Genomic DNA, 18,177 nt, shown 5'->3' with positions numbered 1-18,177 from the left:
TGGTTCACAGTTCTTCGTTATCAGTTTATCGGTCGACTTTAATCAGGGAAGTTCAGCTTGTTACTGAGCGTTAAGGATTGAAGCGCTGTAAGTTGTATACGTGTCATTGAGTTGTAGTAATCAGCACCCATTTCTAAGTAATTCTGGTTCCAAAAGTCCTGATTCCTGATTCCTAATTCACAACAGTCAAGACTATTTAGGGAAGCTCAACACTCTTATTACCCAATACCTACAGCCTAAAACCTGTTTAAACGTTAAACCTAAAGTTCATAATATCTCCGTCTTTCACGATGTACTCCTTGCCTTCTACATTTAGTTTTCCGGCATCACGCACTTTGGCTTCACTGCCAAAGTGAACGAAGTCATCATACTTGATCACTTCCGCACGTATAAATCCGCGTTCAAAATCTGTATGGATCACTCCCGCAGCCTGTGGAGCGGTGGCCCCTACCTTCACTGTCCAGGCTCTTACTTCTTTTTTACCAGCAGTAAAATAAGTTTGTTGATTTAGCAATCTGTAAGCAGAACGGATCAATTTGCCGGCTCCAGCCTCTTCAAGACCAATATCTTCAAGGAACATGGTGCGTTCCTCATAGTCATCAAGCTCTGCAATATCGGCCTCGATGCCTACTGCCAGTACTAAAACTTCAGCATTTTCGTCTTTTACGGCTTCCCTCACGCGATCCACATGAGCATTGCCATTCACGGCAGAACCTTCGTCCACATTACAAACGTACATCACAGGTTTGTCGGTAATTAACTGCATTGGCCTTACAAAATCGGCTCTATCTTCTTCAGCTATGCTAAGTGCTCTCACGGATGTTCCGCTTTCCAGACCTGTTTTCAAAGCTTCCAAAACTCCAAATTCGCGTTGCGCTTCTTTGTTACCAGTTTTGGCAGCACGCTTGGTTTTATCCATTTTCTTCTCAACCGATTCCAGGTCTTTTAACTGCAATTCGATGTCGATGGTTTCTTTATCGCGAATCGGGTCGATATTTCCGTCCACGTGCACCACATTATCATCGTCAAAACAACGCAAAACATGCAAAATCGCATCGGTTTCTCTTATGTTTCCCAGAAACTGATTACCCAATCCTTCCCCTTTGCTTGCTCCTTTTACCAGTCCTGCAATATCTACAATCTCTACGGTGGCAGGCACCACACGCTCAGGATTGACGAGGGATTCCAGCTTCTCCAGACGTGGATCTGGCACGTTGACCACCCCGATGTTGGGCTCTATCGTACAAAAGGGAAAGTTCGCACTCTGCGCTTTCGCATTGGAGAGTGAGTTAAATAAAGTCGATTTTCCTACGTTGGGTAAGCCTACAATTCCTGCTTTCATCTAGTTATATTATTTTTTTCAAAGTTTAGATGTAATTCACCATTAATTAGTTTTTATAGAATGGCTCATTTCATATCAAATGATCTTCAAATTTTTAAAGCTGCAAAGCTAAGGTTTTTTGAGCATATGACATTCGGCTTAGGCTTGGCAAATTACAGGATATTTTTCTTCGGAAATTGATACTGCACTTCTTCATAATCTTACCAGTGAGCTTAATGCTTTTCGTTCATTTATTCCTCCGTCCAGACTGTAAAGGTTTTGACTGAAGGCTTTAAGGTGACTTGTAAGTTTGAATAATTTCAGTTCGTAGAAAATATTCTTCTTTGCGTACTTTGCGCATTCTTAGATTGCTTTGCGTGAAATCAAAAAGTTCTAAAAGCTGTTGGCCTAACCCAAGTCAATCCTGTTTCAAATTAATATCAAATTCTTGAAGTATATCAAATAGTTAAAAACTTTTGATTTGGTGCTAATTTGGTGTAATTTTACATCAAATATTTTAATTATGAGCAGACAAAGTATTTCACTTACAGAACCCAACGATGACTGGTTAAAAAATCAAATTGAAAGTAAAGAATACTCTAGCAAAAGTGAACTCATTAACGATTTGATTCGCCAAGCCAGAAATCAGCAAGTTCAAGTGAATTGGATTCAGGCCAAGCTTGAAAAAGCTGAAAATAGCGGATTTACCAATGCTACTAAGGCACAAATATTAGCAGAATCTAAGTCTTCGCTCAATGGCTAATTACAAATTAAGTCGTGTTGCGAAAGATGATTTGATAAGAATTCATCAGTTTGGTGTTCGAAAATTTGGATTGACTCAAGCTGATAAATATTTTGATTCTTTCTTTGAGTATTTTGAGATTATTTCCAAACAACCCTTTTCATTTGAATCTGTTGACTTCATCAAGAAAGGATACAGACGCTGTGTCTGTGGATCTGATAGTATATACTATAGAATAAATAATGATACTGTTGAGATAATGACTATCATTGGCAAGCAAGATTTGAGTAATATTTTATAATTTCTTAGTTTAAAACAAACCCACAAACCTTTCAGAATTGTTATCGCTTTTGTTCTTCTCGTCCTTGCCTACTTTCACTTCTATCACATGGTTCAGACTTGTCGTATAGGCTTGAGAAAGCCGTTCCCTCCGCATTTTCCAGACTCTGCCCAAATCTTGACTCCCCAAACGCACAGCGCCTGTGCCGTAAACTCCGTTTAATCGGTCGATCTTCTGCATCAGTTCTTTGTGCTTCGGATTTTCTGCTGTAAAAAACGCCAGCTGCCGCTGGTCTTCAGGTACCAGACCCATCACAATCACACCTGCTTTTTTGTAGTAATAATCAGGATGATAAATCTTCTTCAGCCCTTCTACAGCAAATTTCACCAAATCTATACTGGAATTGGTAGGATAACCCGTTTGCACCACAATGCTATTCTGATACTGCGGTAAGTCCTGACGAAATTTATTGGTTTTAAGAAACACATACACCATCTGGCAGCAACTCCCCTGCCGTCGCAACTTCTCCGCCGACTTGATGGCAAAACTACTCACCCGCTCCTGGACATAATCGAAGTCTTTGTACTGCTTGTCAAAAGAGCGTGTGGTCGCGATGGCTTTTTTGTTGGCAGGGGTTTCCAGCTCTAGGGTTCGTCGGCCCTGTAATTCTTTCTTAAGGCGTAAACCCACCACGCTCATCTGCTTTCTCACCCATTCGTCAGGCAGTTCTGAAAATGGGTAAGCGGTGTGAATATTGTGCTTTTTGAGGCGCAAGGCATGTTGACGACCAATGCCCCAGACGTCTTCAATTTTCAGCCACTTTAAAGCTTTTATTCTGGCGACATCATCTTTCATAACAAAAACACCTCCAGTGCGTTCGGCAAACTTTTTAGCAATACGATTGGCTATTTTACTCAAGGCTTTTGTAGGCGCTAACCCAATGCTTATGGGAATACCGGTCGATTTTTCGACCACATACTTCATCTTTTCGCAGTAAGCCTGCATGTCGTAATTTTCAAAACCCGTAAATTCTAAAAATGACTCGTCGATGCTGTAAATCTCAATATCTGGTGTAAAACTTGCCAAAATATTCATCACCCGAGAGCTCATATCGCCATACAAAGCATAATTGGAAGAAAACACATGGACACTATGCTGCTTGAATAGCTTTTCAAATTTGTGCGTTGGCGCTCCCATAGGAATGCCCAAAGCTTTGGCTTCATTGCTTCTGGCAATCACACAACCATCGTTATTGGATAGAATCACGACGGGTTTGTCTCGCAGACTGGGATTAAACACCCGCTCGCAGGAGGCATAAAAATTATTGCAATCGACCAGAGCAAACATCAGTCAACTTTTTTAATCACAGTAGTCACCACTCCCCAAATCACAAAGTCGTTGCTGTCATCCACCTTTATCGGGGGATACTCTTTATTTTCTGGCATCAACCAGATGCTGTCTTTTTCTTTTTTGATGCGTTTGACGGTAAATTCACCATCGATGAAACAGACGGCTATTTTTTTGTGTTCGGGTTCCAGACTTCTATCGATAATGAGCAAGTCTCCGTCTCTGAGTCCTGCTCCTATCATGCTACTCCCGCGAACCCGGGCGTAAAACGTAGAATTTGGGTTTTTGATAAACTCTCTGTTCAAATCGATCTTGATGTCTAGAAAATCATCTGCAGGACTAGGAAATCCAGCACTAATACCCTGATTTACAAATGGCAAATCCAGGCTTCTGGATAAATCTGGAGGATAAATTTCCAAGGCGCGCTGCGCCTGATGAACCAAATGCAACATATTGTTTTTTCTACAAATTTAGGATATATTCCATAATGTAGGAATATATCCTAGTTAATTAACGTTTGTAGAATTAAGGTCTAATTAGGAATAAAATCAGGTGAACCTTGAATCGGAAAAATTCAACTTAGAGGTAAATTTATTCTCCTTCAGTTTCTTCCAAAATACATCGACTTCGATCACGCATATCTTCCAGGTCATGGCTTTCTTCAAAAGAATCTTCAGCAACTTTTAGAATCATTTCCGCATGTTCTTTTATAGCTGTTTTATGAATGCGATGTGGTGTGAACTTATGAATTTTGATCATGGATTCCATGAGTCTGATTACAACAGCAGGGCTTCCTTTAGAAAACTGTCTGATCTGTAAAAAGGCTGCATCCAGCATGCTTTGATAAGTCAGGGGTTTAAAAGCATATCGCAACTGACCGTCATCGCCAAATTTATACTTGGAGGGAAATTTAACTTGAGTGAGGTAACACATGGTTGAAGTAAGGTTATCTATACAAGAAATGGCTGTAAAAGGATCGTTTACCCCCGGAGATAGGGCTCTGCAGGCAATCTCGACCATTTGATGAATAGAGTGTTCTGCGTCTTGCTGAGGCGTTCTGGAATTGCCAATGATAAAATTCCCTTCAAAATCAGTGGCAGATTCATCATTAAATTCATTTTTAGAATATATACTTAACAAAGATTCGCCTTTTACGATATAACTGCCAATTCGATGGTGTGAAACAATCACATAGTCGCCAGATAAAGCAGCATTAAAAAGCGACTGATTATGGAGGTATTGCAAATACCCACCTTTAGGAGAACGTAGAGTTTTGGAATTTGAAAACTCCTTTAAATGTTCATCTAAATCTTTAGTATTATGCCCAGCAGAATCGTCCTCTCCTTCTAGTTCTTCAGAAAAAATAGTTTCGATGTTTTTCATCAAAGCAATAGAAATATCAGAAACGACTTTATCTGCTTGAATACTAGTAGAAATGGAGTGTATAAAAATAACTAGCAAAACGATATTTCCAACGGCTGCTAATATGGCTATCAATATAGACAAGGTAGGAATAAAGACTTGGGCATCGTTGTCTTTGACAACATTCAAAACGATGAGACAGTAGACATAGGTAGAGACATAAGTTCCTAAAACGATCTGATTGAGACGCTCATGCATGAAATTTCTCAGCAAACGAGAACCAAATTGAGACGAAGCTAGAGTCAAAGCGACAAGCGTAATTGAAAAAACTGTTCCTGCCACACCTATCATCGCACCAGAAATGGTCGATAAAACACTTCTCGCAGAGTCTGCACTTTCGGTAAGGATATAATTTAAGAATCCTACTGACTTTATATCTACGGTCCTATCCACAAAAATTAGTGCAGAGGCTAATCCTATTGAAAATAAAATGATAAACATAGGAATGAACCAGAAGCTTCCAGTCAATTCTTGCCACAAAAACTTAAGTTTTCCCATAAATTGATTTTAATATTTAAATGTAAACTTTTTAAAGCGTTTATGCGTAGGTCTTTTTAGATTGCGAAAAAAATGACATGTCGTTCAACACTTGGATTACCAATTTTAAAGACAAGCGCAGAAATAGTTCAAAAGCGAAATTGATAGGTGGTTTTTTAAATGACAGCACGACAATTGTAGATATTGGCACTGGTAGCGGCGGATTTGCTCATTTTTTATCTCAAAACAACTTTAAGGTTACTCCTGTAGATGTTGTCGATAAAACAGCCCAAGACGGCATCACTCCTGTTATCTATGATGGTTTGCACCTTCCTTTTAATGATGAAACCTTTGATGCCTCCATGCTTATCACTGTTTTGCATCATTGCCCAAACCCTGAACAGGTGTTTGCTGAAGCAGTTCGCGTCTCCAAAACAAAAATTATTGTTCTTGAAGATGTGTATTCCAATAAAATAATGAAACGACTGACCTGGTTTATGGATTCACTGGTGAATATGGAATTTAAAGGGCACCCCCACTCCAATAAATCTGAAGCCCAATGGGAAGCCTTGTTCCAACAACACAACTTGAAGGTCAAAAAAAAGACCAAAACACAAGTTTTGGCCATTTTCACACAAGTGATGTATCATCTAGAAAAACAATAAGTTAATCGTGACGATTAATTTTTGCTCCGATAGCTTTTAATCTACCATCGATATCTTCATACCCACGGTCAATCTGTTCAATATTGTGAATGGTAGACGTTCCCTTTGCTGAAAGTGCAGCGATGAGCAGTGATATACCAGCTCTAATGTCTGGACTGGTCATAGTGGTAGCTTTCAGCTGAGACTGGAAATCGTGACCAATAACAGTGGCACGGTGTGGATCACAAAGTATGATTTTGGCACCCATATCGATGAGTTTATCCACAAAAAACAATCGGCTTTCAAACATTTTTTGATGAATCAAAACACTTCCTCTGGCTTGTGTTGCTACTACCAAAATAATGCTTAACAAATCGGGAGTAAACCCGGGCCACGGCGCATCGCTGATATTCATAATAGATCCATCAATGAACGTTGCGACTTCATACCCATCGGTATGTGCGGGAATATAGATATCATCTCCCCTTTTTTCGAGTTGAATGCCTAGTTTTCTAAAGGTGACAGGAATAATTCCAAGATTTTCCCAGCTCACATTTTTGATGGTAATTTCACTTTTAGTCATGGCGGCAAGGCCAATCCAGGAACCGATTTCAATCATATCGGGCAAGACCCTGTGAGTACAACCCGTTAATTCTTTAACACCTTTGATCTTCAATAAATTGGAGCCAATGCCTTCGATGTTGGCACCCATGGACACCAGCATTTTGCATAGTTGCTGAATGTAAGGTTCACAGGCTGCATTGTATATAGTTGTGGTTCCTTCAGCGTGAACAGCTGCCATCAAAATATTGGCGGTTCCAGTAACCGAAGCTTCTTCCAGAAGCATGTCGGCCCCTTTTAAACCTTCTGGGGCTTCAACTCCATAAAAACGCTCTTCTTTGTTGTATCTAAATTTTGCTCCAAGATTGATGAAACCACCAAAATGCGTATCTAAACGTCGTCGGCCAATCTTATCTCCGCCCGGTCTTGGAATATATCCCTTACCAAATCGACCAAGGAGCGGACCCACAATCATAATAGACCCTCTAAGGCTACTTCCTTCCTCTTTAAATTTCTGACTTTCCAGATACTCTAAATTCAATTCGTCTGATTTAAACGAATAGCTTCCTTTGCCTAACTTTTGAATTTTTACACCCAGATTTCCGAGAATCTCAATAAGTTTATTGACATCTCTTATGTCTGGAATATTGTGAATTTTGATTTCATCTGGTGTCAATAATACAGCACAAAGGATTTGTAAAGCTTCATTTTTTGCGCCTTGAGGTTGGATTTCACCTTTCAGTTGGTGACCTCCTTCAATTTGGAAAGTTGCCATTTAATATTTGCGTTTGCGGTTGCGGTTGTTGTTATTTTTGAAGTTTTTCTTTTGTGGCTTAGAGCGCTTATTGGCTTGTTTTACCAAAGCATTGGCATCGCTCAACTCCTCATCATCCGCTTTCAAATCTAGTTTACCATCGCTTAAATCCCTTAAATGATCAAAGATAATTTTATCTGAAACAGAATCTTTATTCCAATTCAGATAACATTTTTTCATGTGGTTAGCGATATTGAACATTAAGCCATCTTTCATCTCTCCGTCTTCAATTTTGATGGCTTCATCAATCATACGTTTGATGTTATTGCCATAAAATCTATACTTTGGAAAGTTTTGAGGATAAGCTAAAGGCTCTGGGCGAGCATAAAGCTCTTCTCTGGATGGTTTTGGAAATGGAGATTCCACATCTAGCTCAAAGTTGCTGATAATGAATAATTGATCCCAAAGTTTATGTTGGAAATCTGGCACATCTCTCAAGTGGGGATTCATATTTCCCATCACATCAATGATGCCTTTGGCGGTTCTATTTCGCTTCTCGTCGTCCTCAATGGTTTTGGCGTATTCTACCATTTTTTGGATATGTCTTCCGTATTCAGGTATCTTCAGTTCGTTTCTTTCAGAATTGTATTCAAGATAAGTTATCAATGGTCTTTGTTTTAAATAAGAATTGCAAAATAAGCAATTAATTTTTAGTCTGGTTACAGAGAAATCACATTCTCAATTTTTTCACCAACTTCTTTATACTTTTCTATGACAATATCTGGAGATTTTAGTGTGACATTTATAGAAACGCTGGTATATTTGCCTTTTGAAGATTTTTTTGTTGAAATAACAGCTCCAAGATTATCAAAAATGGAAATCAATTGATCTACATTTTTTTGATCTGAAGATGGTAAAATAAATTTATACAAATAAGGTGCAGGCCAGTCACTCGTTTTTTTGAGTCTTTTGCGCAGCGTTTTATAAAATTCCTCTGAAGATTTATCGGACTTCATTTTCAATAGTTTTATGCAAATATACTGTTATTACCTATTTTTATAAATCTTAGTATCATTAATCTATGTCCAAATTAAAGCCAGTCAAAAATCTACTTATAGGAGGTCCAAGCACTGGAAAATCTACTGTTCTGGAAGCCCTGTCTGATAGAGGCTATTGGTGTTTTTCTGAAATTTCTCGAGAAGTCACCCTGGAAGCCAGACAATTAGGAATTGAACATTTATTTTTAGATGAGCCTCTCAAGTTTAGTGAAATGCTGCTTAAAGGGAGAATCAAACAATTTGAAGAAGCAGAAACTAAAGATACCCATCATGTTTTTATAGACCGGGGCATTCCAGATGTAACAGCTTATATGGATCATTTTGGCGAAACCTATCCGGATGAATTTGTAAAAGCAAATCAAAACTACAGGTATGATAATGTCTTTCTCTTCCCCATTTGGAATGATATTTACATCCAAGATAACGAACGCTTTGAAGATTTGGAACTGGCTAAAAGTCTTCAAGAAGCTTTGAAGAAAACTTACCAGGACCTGGGCTATGAACTCATAGAAGTCCCCAAGTCGAAAATAAATAAACGTATTGACTTCATCTTAGAAACCATTCAGAAAAAATGACACCCACTCCCCTGGACATATTAAAAACCTATTGGGGATACGAAAATTTCAAATCTTCCCAGGAAGTTGCTATATCTTCTGCACTAGAAGGCAAAGACACCTGTGTGTTTTTGCCCACAGGCGGTGGTAAATCCATTTGCTTTCAAGTTCCTGCTTTAGTTTTACCCGGTATTTGCATTGTGATATCGCCTCTAGTCGCGCTGATGCAAGACCAGGTAGAAAATCTTAAGTCCAGAGGTATAAAAGCCCAGTTGCTGAAAAGTGGTATGCCTTATAAGGAAATCGACCAAAAGCTGGACAATTGTGTTTATGGTAATTATAAATTTTTGTACTTGTCTCCAGAGCGTCTTCAGCAAGACTTAGTGCAGCAACGCATAGCCAAAATGAATGTGAACTTTATCGCTGTAGATGAAGCCCACTGTATTTCTCAATGGGGACATGATTTCCGTCCAGCTTATCGTCAAATTCAAATTGTAAAAGAATTACATCCCCAAGTGCCTACCATTGCATTAACGGCTACAGCAACTACTCAGGTCAAAAAAGATATCACTGAAGAATTGGGGCTTAAAGTGCCAACTCTGGTTGAAGATAGTTTTAAAAGGATAAATATTTCTTTTCTGAATGAGTTTTCGAATGATAAAATGAACGATCTATTCATTTTGCTGGAACATTCTGAGCCTAGCAGTATTGTTTACGTAAGAAACCGCTCAGCTTGCATGGAATTATCAGATTTTCTCAATAAAAAAGGCCTGAAATCTACTTTTTTTCACGGAGGTATCTCACAAACTGAAAAACAAAACCGATTAGCATCCTGGCTGAATGAAGCACATCACATCATGATTGCTACCAATGCTTTTGGGATGGGAATAGACAAGGCAAATGTAAGACAGGTAATTCATTATCATCTGCCAGAAAGCATGGAAAGTTATTATCAGGAAGCCGGAAGAGCTGGTAGAGACGGCTATGCATCTAAGGCCATTATTCTTTATAATGAAAGTGATAAGCTAAGACTCAACAATCAGTTCGTGAAGACCATTCCAACCTTTGAAGCGGTACAAGTGGTATATAAAGCGATGATGAGTAATTTTAGAGTGGCTTATGGTGAAGGAGAAAATAAAGTCTTTGATTTTAATTTCCATGAGTTTTGTTCCAGATACAACCTTCATACAATTTTGACCTATAACACTCTTAATTTACTCGATAGATTGAGTGTTATAAGTCTGGACAAGTCCTTTCAGAAAAAAACAAAATTAAAGTTCCTGGTCTCTAGTGAACAGCTGATTCGTTTTATCGACAATCATACCCAATATGCTTTGCTTGTAAGAACCCTATTGAGAACTTACGGTGGCGTTTTTGAACAGGAATTGACTATAAATACTCAATTACTTAAGAAAAAGACAGGCTTAAATGACGCTGAAGTATATTCACAGCTGGAAGATTTAGAAAAGCATGGACTGCTTTCTGCTGAATTTATTAAACAAGATTTAAGCATTACATTGATTCCCCCTCGGGAAGACAAGTATACCCTAAATCCTTTGCGTAAATATGTCGTACAGTATCAGGAAAATAAACTTCAAAAAGCTGAGGCAGTCCTAGATTACATTGGAGAAAGCAACTTATGTTTACAAGCTTTTATCCTGAAATACTTCGGCGAAAAAGACTTCAGCGCTTGTGAAAATTGTAGTAATTGCAACAAGAATCAGGTAAACGCGATAAGAGACCCCAGTTCTAATTATTATAAAAATATTAAGCTGGATATCTTAAAACTATTGAATGGAACGGAATTAAATTCAAAAGAAATTATTCAAAAGATTGAATATCCAAAACAGGCGATTCTTGAGACTTTGCAATGGTTGCTGGATTATGGGAAAATAAAATTGACATCAAAAAACACATACAAGGAAAATCTATGAATACACTTCGAATACTTTTTATGGGAACCCCGGAATTTGCTGTTGGCATTTTAGATCATTTGGTCGCTTCCAAAGTAAATGTGGTAGCTGTAGTGACCGCTCCAGATAAGCCTGCAGGACGAGGGAAACGCTTGCATTCATCTGCTGTAAAGCAATATGCTGAACAACATGATTTGGAAGTTTTACAGCCAACCAATTTAAAATCTGAAGAATTTCAGGACGATTTGAAGAGATTGAACCCAAATCTCATGGTGGTTGTGGCGTTCAGAATGCTTCCAAAAGTAGTCTGGAGTTTTCCAGATTATGGAACCTTCAACCTTCATGCTTCTTTGTTACCTCAATATCGTGGCGCAGCGCCTATCAACTGGGCAATTATAAATGGAGAAAAAGAAACTGGTGTCACCACTTTTTTTATTGATGAAGAGATTGATACAGGACACATCATAGACTCTAAAACAATTCCGATTGCTGCCGAAGACGATGTAGAAAGTCTCCATGATAAGTTAATGGAACTAGGAGCTGGACTAGTTCTAAAAACTGTAAAAGCCATAGAAAGCGGAACTGCTAAAGCAAAAACCCAGAAGTTGAATGCAGCTTTAAAATCAGCTCCAAAATTGACTAGAGAGAACACTAAAGTCAACTGGAATCAATCTGCAGAACAAATTGTTAACTTCGTGAGAGGCCTTACACCTTTCCCAACTGCCTGGACAGAGTTGACGAAAAAAGATGAAATATTGAAAGTGAAAGTCTTCAAGGTATCACCCGAACCAGTAAAACATAATAAAGAGGTAGGAAGTACTTTCTATGATAAAGAGAAGAAAACAATCTGTGTAGCTGTAAATGATGGTTATGTTCACATCAAGGAATTGCAATTACCTGGGAAAAAACGCATGACGTCTCATGCACTAGTTAACGGAATGGGCTGGGAAGCTGACTTTCGATTTTTATAAAATCAGGCAATTAAAGGTATAGATTTACAGAAATCTAACTCAAAAGCCTGTTTTTTGCCTATTCTGCAAGGATTTTATGGGGAAATTCTTGCACAGTAATATTTTCCATATAAATTTGTAATGTGTTAATAAAATGTTTAATCAACAAAATCTAAATTTTACATTATGAACAAAACGAATTTAATCGATGCCATGGCAGAAGATGCTGGTGTTACTAAAGCTGAAGCTAAAAAAGCATTAGAGTCTTTCCTAGAAAACGTTGAAGGTGCCCTTAAAAAAGGAGATCGCGTTTCTTTAGTTGGATTTGGATCTTGGTCTGTATCTAAAAGAGCTGCACGTGAAGGTAGAAACCCACAAACTGGTAAAACTATCAAAATCGCTGCTAAAAATGTAGTAAAATTCAAAGCTGGATCTGATTTGCAAAAAGCAGTCAACTAAGCTGAATTTCTTACATTTCTTTAGAATTTAAAGACCTTTTACTAAAAGGTCTTTTTTTGTTATAATTTTTTATACATTTAGTTAAATTGTTAAATCTAAAACACAAACTATGGAAAGACTTGTACTTAACAGAGGAGATGTATTAGTTTCGGAACCTTCTACAATTGGTGATTTAACGTTTAATCGATCTGTGATATTACTAGCACATCTGGATTCGGAAGGTGCAGTTGGTTTTATAATCAACAAGCCTCTGGACTTTAACCTTGAGGAATTAATTCCAGAAATAGAAGAACACTTCAAAATATTTAATGGCGGACCTGTAGAGCAGGAAAATCTTTATTTTATTCATGATGTCCCCCATCTTATTACTGACAGTATTGAAATAAAAGACGGAATTTATTGGGGAGGTTCTTTTGACACTATCGTAAATCTGATCAATACAAAACAAATTACTCCTGAAAACATTAAATTTTTCCTGGGTTACTCAGGTTGGGATCCAGCACAATTGGAATCTGAAATTGATTTAAAGACTTGGATCATCGATTCTGAAACGACATCCAATGATATCCTTAATTCATTTAAAGATGGTCAATACTGGCAGGAAAAAATGAAAGATCTGGGAGGAGAATATTTGCTATGGTCCAATGCACCGGATAATCCAAATTACAACTAAACCTCTACCAATCTGGCCTTAGCATTGAGTTTGCCAACTAGACTCTTCGCAACCGTATTTGTATAGGTTTTTTTTCTATACTTGGTAATCGACTGAACGCCTTGTATCGCATTGGTATAAAAAATTTCATCAGCCTTCTGGAGTTCAAATGGAGAGATAGATTCTTCTTTCAGAGTGTATTCTTCAGATTTTCCGAGAATTTCTATAAGTTGTTTACGAATGATTCCATTTAAGCAGCCATCAGACAAAGGAGGCGTTTTAATCACATCCCCTTTTACCATAAATATGTTTCCGTTAGTAACTTCAAGAACTGATTTCTTTTCATTGATTAAAAAACAATTGTCAAAGTCATTTTCTTTAGCATAAACACCTGCAAGAATGTTAACCAACTTGTTATTGGATTTAATCGTTGATAACATTCCTGATAATACATAATGGTCTTTAAACAGTTCAACCTCGTAAGGCTCCTCATTTAAAGTAAAAAATGCATTTTCGAGAGGTTGAGTAGAAATTACATAACCTATAGAATTGTCTTCTGGAGTATAATATCCTCCCTCGTTTCTATGGATATTGATCTTTACGCGTACTGAAGCTTTCTCTAAATGATTAGCTTTGATGAGTTCAGCTATTTTCTCTTCTAGATATTCGGGTGAAAATTCCATCGGAATGGTCATTCTCAAAATTCTCATAGAGGACATTAATCTAAAATAGTGTGCTTCCCAAAACATGATTTTGGAATTGATTACTCTCATCGTTTCAAATAAACCATCTCCATAATTATAACCTCTGTTGGTAAGGTTTAATGATGAATTTTCAGTTGATTGTATTTCGCCGTTTACAAAAACGTTCATAGACTCCTAATATTTATGATGAACCTAAAATTTGTTTCAAATCAGATACCATATTTTCCCAAAGCATCTTGCCTTCATCCACTTCATCTTCTTCAGCAAAATCGGTGATCATTAATGACACATCTTTGGTAATTTCATCTACCTGTATTTTCATTTCAAAGTAGTAGCTCAAGCCATCTTCATCATCGGCCGTCCATCTTAACTTCATGCGATCATCTGTTTTTTTAGATAAAAGTTTGGCTTGTTCTTCACTACCTTCCCAGATGAAGGTAAAAAGCTCACCTCTGGAATTGACATTATCAGCAAACCATTCACTCAAACCTGAGGGAGTTGATATATATTGAAATAGTAAAGATGGAGAAGCTTGTATTGGAAATTCTAATTCGTATTTAACTTTATCACTCATTTCACTCTATTTTAGATTGAAAAGCAATATATGGATAATTGAGTGAAGTATAAAAACTTTAATTGAAATTATTCCATAAACAAATTTGCTAAAGCAAAAGATAATATTATCTTTGCAATCCTTTAAAACGGCGTGGTAGCTCAGTTGGTTAGAGCGTCGGATTCATAACCCGGAGGTCACGAGTTCAACTCTCGTCCACGCTACAAAAAAACCCTGCAATCGCAGGGTTTTTTTATATATTATTCCAAAATTAATTCAGCTCAAAACCTATAAAATAAAGGATTTCAACTGTTCTTCATTATGTTTTTCTTTCTCTGAGCTTTTTCAGCTTTTTCCTTGTTGATTTGTTTGTTCCGCTTTGCTTTAGCTAGAATAGACCTGTCAAAATGAACTCCGTCTCCATGCATATCGGCGAGATGCACTTCATTTTCATCTTTAGCGGCATCTTCCCAAGGTTTAATGTTCTTATTTGCTCCCATAATTTTATTTTAAATGTAAAATTAAATTCACATTTACACTACATAAAGAAGCGTTAAAAGCATCAATACTTATGAAATCGTCAACTTTTTAATTAAATCATCCTTTGTATAGGATGCTTGTTCTCCCGTTTTCATATTTTTTAAATTGTAAACTTCAGATTGCATTTCGCTGCCGCCTGCTAAAACTACGTATGGGATACTTCTTTTATCCGCGTAAGTCATCTGTTTCTTCATTTTAGCTGCGTCTGGATACAATTCAGCAGAAACAGATGCCGTTCTCAACTCTGTAATAGCTTTGAGGGCATATAAAGCTTCTTCTTCCCCAAAGTTGATGAATAAGACTTTAGTGGTTTCTTTGATTTCTTCTGGAAATAAATCCAATTCTTCCAGAACTAAATAAATTCTGTCCAAACCGAAAGAGATACCAACTCCACTCATGTTTTTGAGTCCAAAAATACCAGTGAGATCATCGTATCTTCCTCCACCGCCAATGGAGCCCATTTTCACCTTGGCTGGAGCCGAAATCTCAAAAATAGCTCCAGTATAATAATTAAGTCCGCGAGCTAAGGTCACATCAAGATCCAAGGTCGCTGTTTTTAGAGGTAATTCCTGTAAGGCCTTCTGAATGAATTCTAGTTCCTCAATTCCTTGTTGTCCAATTTCAGAGTTTGAAAGAAGAGACTTAAGCAAACTGATTTTAGTTGCAAAATCACCATTAAAATTGAAAATAGGTTGGATGTTTTCGATGGCAGATTCTGAAATGCCTTTGTCCAGCATTTCTTTTTTAACGCCCTCCTCACCTATTTTGTCCAGCTTGTCTAAAGCAACTGTAAAATCGATGAGTTTATCGCTTTCGCCAATGACTTCAGCCAGACCAGAAAGAATTTTTCTGTTGTTCATTTTGATCGTGACCCCTTCTAATTTTAAACTTGTAAAAACCGAGTCGTATAATTGAATAAACTCTACCTCCTGCCATAGACTGTCGCTGCCAATCACATCGGCATCACATTGCGTAAATTCTCTGAACCTTCCTCTCTGTGGACGATCTGCTCTGTATACGTTTTGAATTTGAAAGCGTTTAAAAGGAAAATCAATTTCATTTTGGTGCTGAACGACGTACCTGGCAAATGGAACAGTAAGATCGTACTTCAAGGCTTTTTCTGAAATGGATGAAGCTAACCTAACACTGTCTTTTCCTTGGTATGCTTCTGAATTTGCTTTCTTCAAATAATCCCCAGAATTCAAAATTTTAAAAATCAAGCGATCGCCTTCCTCTCCATATTTACCCATCAAGGTGTCTGAATTTTCAAAGGTTGGGGTTTCAATAGGTTGAAAACCAAAGGTTTTGAAATGTTCTTGAATCGTTGAGCTTATGTATTGTCTCTTGCTGACTTCCAGAGGTGAAAAGTCACGTGTTCCCTTAGGTATTGACGCTTTACTTGCCATGTTTAATTTTAAAAAATTATAAAAACGCTAAAATAAATTTACTTTTCTACCATACCATCAAAATACTGGTAAAGTTTGCCTTTGGTAATGTGCGCTCCTTGCTTGATAAGTGCAAAAATATCTTTATTTCTGTCTTCACTTATGGCTTTTTGTGAGGTGTAAATCTGAACATCTTCATTTAGGAGGTTATCTCGAAGCCATTGGAAACCCTGTTTGGTATTGATATCTATAGCCTCATTTTCGATTTTAAGACCAATCAAATTGATGAATTGATCTGTAAATTCGAATAAAAATAATTGCTGCGGAGAGAAATGCTCAAGATAATTGACGTTGTTGAGCACACCTTCCCAAACCAAATCACTAAAGACATCGAGTTCATCCTCCGCCACCTGAGGTTTGTTGACTTTGATGTTTTCCCACTCCTCTTTGGTGATGGACTGACTCGCCAAAAAATTGATAAATTCTTTGTGCATTTCTTTAAGCTGCTCCTGTGTAAGTCTTTCGTATTTCATGAGTGCAAAAATAAAAAAGATTCATTCCTTCATCCAAATCTGGACAATAGAAAGAAAAATTTGGTTATAAAAAAAGCTGACTCGAAAGTCAGCTTAGTAATTTGATAATTTATAAAGTCTTAGTTCTCTGCAATCACTTCAAAAGTGAAATCCAAAATCACATCTCTGTGAAATCTTAATTTTGCGTCGTACTGACCTAAACGCTTGATGTTACCACCAAGAATAGTAATGTATTTTTTGTCGATGTCTACATCGTGCTTAGCTAATACTTCCTGAAGGTTACCAGCTGTGATGCTTCCGAAAAGTTTATCACCAGCACCTGTTTTAGAAGGTATTTTAATATCAAGATCTTTTGCTTTTTCGGCTAAAGATTTAGCCTCGTCAACAATTTTCTTTTCTTTATAAGCACGTTGCTTAAGGTTTTCTGCCAAAACTTTTCTAGCTGAAGGTGTTGCAAGAACTGCAAGACCTTGAGGAATCAAAAAGTTACGACCGTATCCATTTTTCACAGATACTAAGTCATCGGCAAAACCAAGATTATCTACGTCTTTCTTAAGTATAATTTCCATTTTTTTGCCTTTTTATTTTAATAAATCACCTACGTATGGCATCAAAGCTAAGTGGCGTGAACGCTTGATAGCTTGAGATACTTTTCTTTGGTATTTTAAAGAGGTTCCTGTTAAACGTCTTGGTAAAATTTTACCTTGTTCGTTTACAAATTCCATCAAGAAGTCAGCATTTTTGTAATCTACATACTTGATGCCAGCTCTTTTAAAACGACAAAAACGGGTTTTACTTTTAGTTTCAATGTCTAACGGGGTTAGATATCTGATCTCACCGTCGTTCTTTCCTTTTGATTGTTCTTCAATTGTTGCCATAATTACGCGCCAGTTTTAATTCGTTTAACTCGTTCTTTAGCCCAATCAATAGCATGTTTGTCTAGTTTAACGGTCAAATAACGCATCATTCTCTCGTCTCTTCTGAACATGACTTCCAAAGGCTCGATGGTAGTTCCATCTACTGTGTACTCAAATAAGTGGTAAAAACCACTCTTTTTGTGCTGGATTGGGTAAGCCAATTTCTTTAGGCCCCAATCTTCTTTGTTTACCATCTTTGCACCTTTCGAAACAAGAAAATCTTCGTATTTCTTTACTGTTTCCTTTATCTGGTCTTCAGATAAAACGGGATTCAAGATGAAAACAGTTTCATAATGATTCATAAATATCTATTTTATTTTAATGCCTGCAAAAGTACAACATATTCTTAATATTGCAAACCCCTGCTATTGATATATTTTAGCGATTAGTATTCAGATTCATTTCAAACTT

The 18,177-nt window shown here is 37.3% G+C and carries 23 protein-coding genes and 1 tRNA gene; 9 read left to right on the top strand and 15 right to left on the bottom strand.

Translation table 11 applies throughout. From position 1 onward, the window contains the following. Positions 1 to 247: 247 nt before the first annotated feature. Positions 248 to 1,342 carry a redox-regulated ATPase YchF gene (ychF, locus tag LB454_RS00450; RefSeq protein ID WP_224462341.1) on the bottom strand — a complete coding sequence of 365 codons (1,095 nt, stop codon included), beginning with the start codon at positions 1,340 to 1,342 and terminating at the stop codon, positions 248 to 250. Positions 1,343 to 1,844: 502 nt separating this feature from the next. Between ychF and LB454_RS00445 the strand changes: the two genes are divergently transcribed. Together LB454_RS00445 and LB454_RS00440 are read left to right on the top strand one after the other, a co-directional pair. Then, positions 1,845 to 2,084 (top strand): ribbon-helix-helix domain-containing protein, encoded by a 240-nt coding sequence (locus LB454_RS00445; protein WP_224462340.1) that lies wholly within the window; start codon positions 1,845 to 1,847, stop codon positions 2,082 to 2,084. Continuing rightward, complete coding sequence (locus LB454_RS00440; protein WP_224462339.1) at positions 2,077 to 2,364, top strand: type II toxin-antitoxin system RelE/ParE family toxin; 288 nt, start codon at positions 2,077 to 2,079, stop codon at positions 2,362 to 2,364. Before LB454_RS00445 ends, LB454_RS00440 begins: the two co-directional genes overlap by 8 nt. Positions 2,365 to 2,373: 9 nt before the next feature. Here LB454_RS00440 and LB454_RS00435 read toward each other — a convergent pair whose 3' ends face one another. The 3 genes from LB454_RS00435 to LB454_RS00425 form a co-directional block, all read right to left on the bottom strand. Continuing rightward, positions 2,374 to 3,690, bottom strand: a complete 1,317-nt coding sequence (locus tag LB454_RS00435) for a Y-family DNA polymerase (protein ID WP_224462338.1) — start codon at positions 3,688 to 3,690, stop codon at positions 2,374 to 2,376. Beyond that, positions 3,690 to 4,142 carry a LexA family protein gene (locus LB454_RS00430; protein WP_224462337.1) on the bottom strand — a complete coding sequence of 151 codons (453 nt, stop codon included), beginning with the start codon at positions 4,140 to 4,142 and terminating at the stop codon, positions 3,690 to 3,692. Before LB454_RS00430 ends, LB454_RS00435 begins: the two co-directional genes overlap by 1 nt. Positions 4,143 to 4,281: 139 nt before the next feature. Then, positions 4,282 to 5,610, bottom strand: a complete 1,329-nt coding sequence (locus LB454_RS00425; protein ID WP_224462336.1) for a DUF2254 domain-containing protein — start codon at positions 5,608 to 5,610, stop codon at positions 4,282 to 4,284. 77 nt (positions 5,611 to 5,687) lie between these two features. Between LB454_RS00425 and LB454_RS00420 the strand changes: the two genes are divergently transcribed. Further along, positions 5,688 to 6,254 carry a class I SAM-dependent methyltransferase gene (locus tag LB454_RS00420; RefSeq protein ID WP_224462335.1) on the top strand — a complete coding sequence of 189 codons (567 nt, stop codon included), beginning with the start codon at positions 5,688 to 5,690 and terminating at the stop codon, positions 6,252 to 6,254. 1 nt (position 6,255) lies between these two features. Here LB454_RS00420 and murA read toward each other — a convergent pair whose 3' ends face one another. Genes murA through LB454_RS00405 form a run of 3 tightly spaced genes read right to left on the bottom strand, consistent with a single transcriptional unit; the run spans position 6,256 to position 8,564 of the window. Then, a complete protein-coding gene (gene murA, locus LB454_RS00415) occupies positions 6,256 to 7,569 on the bottom strand; it encodes a UDP-N-acetylglucosamine 1-carboxyvinyltransferase (protein ID WP_224462334.1) in 1,314 nt (437 codons plus the stop codon). Continuing rightward, positions 7,570 to 8,214: a DUF4290 domain-containing protein gene (locus LB454_RS00410; protein ID WP_224462333.1), complete on the bottom strand. Its 645-nt coding sequence runs from the start codon at positions 8,212 to 8,214 to the stop codon at positions 7,570 to 7,572. A gap of 53 nt (positions 8,215 to 8,267) precedes the next feature. Next, complete coding sequence (locus LB454_RS00405; RefSeq protein ID WP_224462332.1) at positions 8,268 to 8,564, bottom strand: DUF493 family protein; 297 nt, start codon at positions 8,562 to 8,564, stop codon at positions 8,268 to 8,270. A gap of 65 nt (positions 8,565 to 8,629) precedes the next feature. Between LB454_RS00405 and LB454_RS00400 the strand changes: the two genes are divergently transcribed. From LB454_RS00400 to LB454_RS00380, 5 genes are all read left to right on the top strand, one after another. Next, on the top strand, positions 8,630 to 9,181 hold the full coding sequence (locus LB454_RS00400) for an AAA family ATPase (protein WP_224462331.1): 552 nt from the start codon (positions 8,630 to 8,632) through the stop codon (positions 9,179 to 9,181). Then, positions 9,178 to 11,094: a RecQ family ATP-dependent DNA helicase gene (locus tag LB454_RS00395; protein WP_224462330.1), complete on the top strand. Its 1,917-nt coding sequence runs from the start codon at positions 9,178 to 9,180 to the stop codon at positions 11,092 to 11,094. Before LB454_RS00400 ends, LB454_RS00395 begins: the two co-directional genes overlap by 4 nt. Beyond that, the gene (gene fmt / locus LB454_RS00390; RefSeq protein WP_224462329.1) at positions 11,091 to 12,044 is read left to right on the top strand and encodes a methionyl-tRNA formyltransferase; all 954 of its coding nucleotides are present in this window, start codon (positions 11,091 to 11,093) and stop codon (positions 12,042 to 12,044) included. Before LB454_RS00395 ends, fmt begins: the two co-directional genes overlap by 4 nt. Before the next feature lie 165 nt (positions 12,045 to 12,209). Further along, positions 12,210 to 12,482 (top strand): HU family DNA-binding protein, encoded by a 273-nt coding sequence (locus tag LB454_RS00385; RefSeq protein WP_003438613.1) that lies wholly within the window; start codon positions 12,210 to 12,212, stop codon positions 12,480 to 12,482. A 109-nt stretch (positions 12,483 to 12,591) separates the two neighbouring features. Then, the gene (locus tag LB454_RS00380) at positions 12,592 to 13,155 is read left to right on the top strand and encodes a YqgE/AlgH family protein (RefSeq protein WP_224462328.1); all 564 of its coding nucleotides are present in this window, start codon (positions 12,592 to 12,594) and stop codon (positions 13,153 to 13,155) included. Here LB454_RS00380 and LB454_RS00375 read toward each other — a convergent pair. Further along, a complete protein-coding gene (locus LB454_RS00375) occupies positions 13,152 to 14,006 on the bottom strand; it encodes an aminotransferase class IV (protein ID WP_224462327.1) in 855 nt (284 codons plus the stop codon). The genes LB454_RS00380 and LB454_RS00375 overlap by 4 nt on opposite strands. A gap of 13 nt (positions 14,007 to 14,019) precedes the next feature. Continuing rightward, a complete protein-coding gene (locus LB454_RS00370) occupies positions 14,020 to 14,412 on the bottom strand; it encodes an START-like domain-containing protein (protein ID WP_224462326.1) in 393 nt (130 codons plus the stop codon). Between the two features lie 129 nt (positions 14,413 to 14,541). Here LB454_RS00370 and LB454_RS00365 point away from each other — a divergent pair. Further along, positions 14,542 to 14,615, top strand: a tRNA-Met gene (locus LB454_RS00365). Positions 14,616 to 14,696: 81 nt separating this feature from the next. On the opposite strand, the gene LB454_RS00360 is transcribed toward LB454_RS00365, so the two are convergent. From LB454_RS00360 to rpsF, 6 genes are all read right to left on the bottom strand, one after another. Then, positions 14,697 to 14,891: a hypothetical protein gene (locus LB454_RS00360; RefSeq protein WP_224462325.1), complete on the bottom strand. Its 195-nt coding sequence runs from the start codon at positions 14,889 to 14,891 to the stop codon at positions 14,697 to 14,699. A 69-nt stretch (positions 14,892 to 14,960) separates the two neighbouring features. Continuing rightward, positions 14,961 to 16,337: a histidine--tRNA ligase gene (hisS, locus tag LB454_RS00355; RefSeq protein ID WP_224462324.1), complete on the bottom strand. Its 1,377-nt coding sequence runs from the start codon at positions 16,335 to 16,337 to the stop codon at positions 14,961 to 14,963. Between the two features lie 38 nt (positions 16,338 to 16,375). After that, a complete protein-coding gene (locus LB454_RS00350; RefSeq protein WP_224462323.1) occupies positions 16,376 to 16,849 on the bottom strand; it encodes a DUF6495 family protein in 474 nt (157 codons plus the stop codon). A gap of 119 nt (positions 16,850 to 16,968) precedes the next feature. Continuing rightward, positions 16,969 to 17,418: a 50S ribosomal protein L9 gene (rplI, locus tag LB454_RS00345; RefSeq protein WP_224462322.1), complete on the bottom strand. Its 450-nt coding sequence runs from the start codon at positions 17,416 to 17,418 to the stop codon at positions 16,969 to 16,971. A 12-nt stretch (positions 17,419 to 17,430) separates the two neighbouring features. Beyond that, entirely contained in the window at positions 17,431 to 17,727 is a 297-nt protein-coding gene (rpsR, locus tag LB454_RS00340; protein WP_003438584.1) for a 30S ribosomal protein S18, read from the bottom strand. 2 nt (positions 17,728 to 17,729) lie between these two features. Further along, positions 17,730 to 18,068 carry a 30S ribosomal protein S6 gene (rpsF, locus tag LB454_RS00335; RefSeq protein ID WP_224462321.1) on the bottom strand — a complete coding sequence of 113 codons (339 nt, stop codon included), beginning with the start codon at positions 18,066 to 18,068 and terminating at the stop codon, positions 17,730 to 17,732. Positions 18,069 to 18,177 lie beyond the last annotated feature (109 nt).

This window comes from Psychroflexus montanilacus, from assembly GCF_020164535.1.
Classification (GTDB): domain Bacteria; phylum Bacteroidota; class Bacteroidia; order Flavobacteriales; family Flavobacteriaceae; genus Psychroflexus; species Psychroflexus montanilacus.
This window is presented reverse-complemented; position numbering and strand designations above follow the sequence as displayed.